Annotated in this window: 4 protein-coding genes and 1 pseudogene; 4 read left to right on the forward strand and 1 reads right to left on the reverse strand. The window is 69.2% G+C overall.

From position 1 onward, the window contains the following. From Q0M60_RS01535 to Q0M60_RS01550, 4 genes are all read left to right on the forward strand, one after another. The coding region (locus tag Q0M60_RS01535; protein ID WP_296815047.1) for a flagellar hook-length control protein FliK at positions 1 to 906 on the forward strand (906 nt) is incomplete at its 5' end. A 2-nt stretch (positions 907 to 908) separates the two neighbouring features. Further along, complete coding sequence (locus tag Q0M60_RS01540; protein WP_296815048.1) at positions 909 to 1694, forward strand: flagellar hook assembly protein FlgD; 786 nt, start codon at positions 909 to 911, stop codon at positions 1692 to 1694. 20 nt (positions 1695 to 1714) lie between these two features. Then, the gene (locus tag Q0M60_RS01545; RefSeq protein ID WP_296815051.1) at positions 1715 to 3136 is read left to right on the forward strand and encodes a flagellar hook protein FlgE; all 1422 of its coding nucleotides are present in this window, start codon (positions 1715 to 1717) and stop codon (positions 3134 to 3136) included. 165 nt (positions 3137 to 3301) lie between these two features. Then, positions 3302 to 3583: a DUF1153 domain-containing protein gene (locus tag Q0M60_RS01550; protein ID WP_296815054.1), complete on the forward strand. Its 282-nt coding sequence runs from the start codon at positions 3302 to 3304 to the stop codon at positions 3581 to 3583. Positions 3584 to 3639: 56 nt separating this feature from the next. On the opposite strand, the pseudogene Q0M60_RS01555 reads toward Q0M60_RS01550, so the two are convergent. Beyond that, positions 3640 to 4065 (reverse strand): annotated as a pseudogene (locus Q0M60_RS01555) (hypothetical protein); the annotation flags it as partial.

Raw genomic sequence — 4065 nt, forward strand, 5'->3', positions numbered from 1 at the left:
GAACGCCCGCTGGTGCTGCCTGGCGGCCTGGAGACGGCGGCGAAACCGCACGGTCCACTGATCCTCCCGGCGGAAGCCGGCCGGCCGAGCCCGACCACGCTGAGCCTTCTCGCCGCCGTAACGGGCCAGGCGCGCGCGGACGGCGCCGCCGAGACGATCCGGCGCATGGTCGCCGAAGCGCCTGAGGTCACGCCGCCCCAGCCTGTCGAGGGCAAGGAGGCGTCCGCCCCGGACGTCCAGCTCTCCAGCCTGCCAACCGCTCCGAGCGGTTCGGAGCCATCTCCCGCGACGCCCGCCCGCGCCGGCGCTCCCACTCCCGATACCGGCGCGGCTCGTTCCGAGACGGCGGCGAGCCCACGCGGAGCAGCCGAGACAGGCGAGGTCGCGGAGACCGCCCCGGACGCCCCGCTCGAGGACGGAATCGACGTGCTTCCGGTCTCGACGCGCGAAGCCATCGCACCCCAGCCGGCGCGGCCCGACGCGGCCGCTGTCCAGCGCCAGTCCTTCGACGCCGTCACCCAGGTCGCCGCCCAGATCATCCGCCGGCTCGAGGGCCGCTCCACCCGCTTCGAGATGGAGCTGCACCCCGCCGACATGGGCCGCGTGGACGTGCGCCTGGACATCGACGCCGAGGGGCGCGTGGCCGCCCGCCTTGCCTTCGACAATCCTGCGGCCGCGGCCGACCTGCGAGGCCGCGCCGACGAACTGCGCCGCAATCTTGAGGACGCCGGATTCCAGCTGGCCGACGACGCGCTGGATTTCGCCGACAGGGAAGGGCGTGGCCGCCGCGACGCCGGAGACCGTGATCCCTTCGCCCGGTCCGCCCGCGAAGCCGAGCTCGCCGACGCAGAGGCGCAGCCGGTCCTGCGGTCCCTCAACCGCCTTGGCCTGGACGTGAGGATCTGACCATGCCCGTCGACGCCATCGGATCGAGCAGCGTCACGGCCGCCGGCCGGACCAATCTGGTTTCGAACTTCGAGACCTTTCTCAAGCTGCTCACGACGCAGCTCAAGAACCAGGACCCGCTCTCGCCGCTCGATTCCAACGACTTCACCGCCCAGCTGACGCAGATGGCTGGCGTGGAGCAGCAGCTGCTGACCAACGACCTGCTTCAGGCCCTGGTCAATCAGGGCTCGGTCGGTCTCGACTCCGCCGTTCACTACATCGGCAAGGAGATCGTGGCCGCGGGCTCAGCGGTCCGTCTCGACGACGGCGCAGCGACCTGGAGCTACGAACTGGCGGCGAACGCCGCCGAGGCGCGGCTGGACGTGCTCGACTCCACCGGCCGGGTCGTCTGGACGGGGCCGGCCACGGACCTCCAGACCGGTGTCCACGACTTCACCTGGGACGGACGGGACAGCTCCGGCGCCCAGCTGCCTGACGGCGGCGTCTATACGCTGCGCGTCTCCGCCACGACCGCCGGCGGCCAGGCCGTCACTTCGCAGGTGCTGATCCGCGGCGTGGTGTCCGCAGTCGAGCTCTATGACGGCGTGCCCTACGTGACCGTCGGCGGTTCGATCCTGCCGATGTCCCAGATCATCAGTGTCAACGCGCCGCGCGCCCAGGCCGCTGCGGACGATGACGACCAGCCCTCGGCCGCCTCACGACTGATGTCCGGCGCGCTCGACCTTCTCAACCCCATCGACGAGCTGGCCTCTCTGGCCGGCGCGATCAACCCTCTGAAGCTGCTTTGAATTTCCGGGAGTAGACGACCATGAGCATCAACAGCGCCATGCTGGCGGGGGTCTCGGGCCTCACCGCCAACTCCGCCGCCCTCGCCGCGATCTCCGACAACATCGCGAACGTGAACACCGTCGGATACAAGCGTAGTCAGGTGGACTTCCAGACCATCGTGACGGGCGGCGCGGCGCGCGGCTACTCGGCCGGCGGGGTGCTGGCCCACGCCCGGCATTTCGTCACCCAGGAAGGTCTGCTCCAGCGCACCAACTCCTCGACGGACCTCGGCATCTCCGGCCAGGGCTTCTTCGTGGTCACGGAGAATTCCGAGAATCTCACGGCAACCGACGCCCGTCTGTTCACGCGGGCGGGCTCCTTTGCGGTCGACAACCTCGGCTATCTGCGCAACTCGGCCGGACTGTTCCTTCAGGGCTGGATCGCCGACAGCGAAGGGGTGATCGCGGTCGATCCGTCGGACCTGTCGCGCCTGGGGTCGATCAACGTCGGCGCCGTGGGCGGCGCCGCCGAGCCGACGACCCGCGTGTCCCTGAACGCCAACCTGCTGTCGAGCCAGCCGACCTCGGACGAACTGGCCGCCTATGACCCGTTGACCAACTCCATGGCCATGTACGACGCCGAGACCGGCGATGGCGTGCGACCGGACTTCGAGCTCCAGGTGCCCATCTCGGACTCCAAGGGCGGCAAGCGGACGATCGCCATCTCCTTCCTGAAGAGCGACGTTCCGAACCAGTGGTACGCCGAGGTCCGCGCCATCCCGGCCTCTGACGTGGTGTCGGGCGCCGGTCTGGCGAACGGCCAGATCCGCACCGGTATCGTGGCCTTCACCCAGGACGGGCGCCTGGACGTCGAGGCCATGCAGGCCCTGGGCGCCGGAGCCCTGTTCCCGGATCCGGAAAACGCCACCCTGACCTTCGGCGCTTCGGACTCCGGTGCGCCAGCGGCCGGCCAGGTGGCCTGGGCCAGCGGCCTGGGCGTCGCCGAGCAGGTCGTGAACTTCAACCTCAACTCGGCCGCGGGCGGCCTGACCCAGTACGACAGCCAGTCGGTGGTCCAGGCCGTGATCACCAACGGCACTGCCTTCGGGAACCTGACCAACATCGAGATCGACGAGGAAGGCTTCGTCACGGCCGTCTTCGACAACGGAGTCACGCGCCGGATCGCCCAGGTGGCGCTGGCCACCTTCCCCAGCCCGGACAGCCTCATGCCCGTCAATGGCAACGCTTTCCGCGTCTCGGACGGGTCAGGCACGTTCAATCTCAAGGTGCCCGGCACCGGCGGGGCGGGGCTGATCGCGCCGAACCAGCTCGAGGCGTCGACGGTGGACCTGTCGGCCGAGTTCACCGGCCTGATCACCACCCAGCGGGCCTATTCGGCCTCTTCCAAGATCATCACCACCGCGGACGAGATGCTCGAAGAGCTGATCCGGGTGAAGCGGTAATAACAACTGAGTAACTGAGATAAAGATGCAGTTTAGGGGGCGTGAATAAAGTATGAGGAACGCGGCTCTCCGATTCAGATGTGATTCACCAAGGCGCTTAAACGGACGTTCAGTGGGCTTGGCTATTCTCCCCTCAGTGATGGTGGTGCGAGAGGCGAAAAGCCCATGCTTCAGGAACAGCGAGTCAACGGTAAGGGCGAACGCTACGTCATCGGCCCGACGGGGGCTGCTTTGACGCTCAACGATCTCCCCCCGCCTGAAACCGAGCGCTGGGTGATCCGGCGCAAGGCCGAGGTCGTCTCCGCCGTGCGCGGGGGCTTGCTCAGCCTGGAAGAGGCCTGCGAGCGCTATCGCCTGACCACCGAGGAGTTCCTTGGCTGGCAGCGGTCGATCGACCGCTGGGGCATGCAGGGCCTGCGCACCACGCGGATCCAGCAGTACCGCTAAGGCGTCACGTCACGCGAAATCAGCGGCCGCGTCCCGAAAGGGGCGCGGCCGTTCTGCTAGGGGAAGACCCGCGTGCGGCTCGGGTCGAGGCGAACGCCCATGCGCGCCTCGGGTCGCTCCGTCAGGCGGGCGCGGACGGACACGCCTCCCGCGCTGAGCGTGGCCCGCCAGGCCGAGCCGACAAACCGGACGTCCGAGACGTCGGCCTGGATCTCGTCCCCGGGCAGGAGTCCCTCGGGCCGCACCATCACGCTGGCCGCGCCGTCCTGGATGCCGGGCGCAGGCGCCGCGCCGAAGGCGGTCTCGGCCCGGCCTCCGGACACGCGGGCCGGCAGGACCTCGACGTCGCCCAGCAGCCGGGCCGCATCGAGCGACACCGGGTTCAGATAGCACGCCTCCGGAGAGCCGGTCTGGAGGATGCGGCCCTCGCTCATGAGCAGCAGGTCGTCGGCCATGGCCATGGCCTCCTCGGCGTCGTGGGT

It is taken from the genome of Brevundimonas sp. (assembly GCF_024711105.1).
Taxonomy (GTDB): domain Bacteria; phylum Pseudomonadota; class Alphaproteobacteria; order Caulobacterales; family Caulobacteraceae; genus Brevundimonas.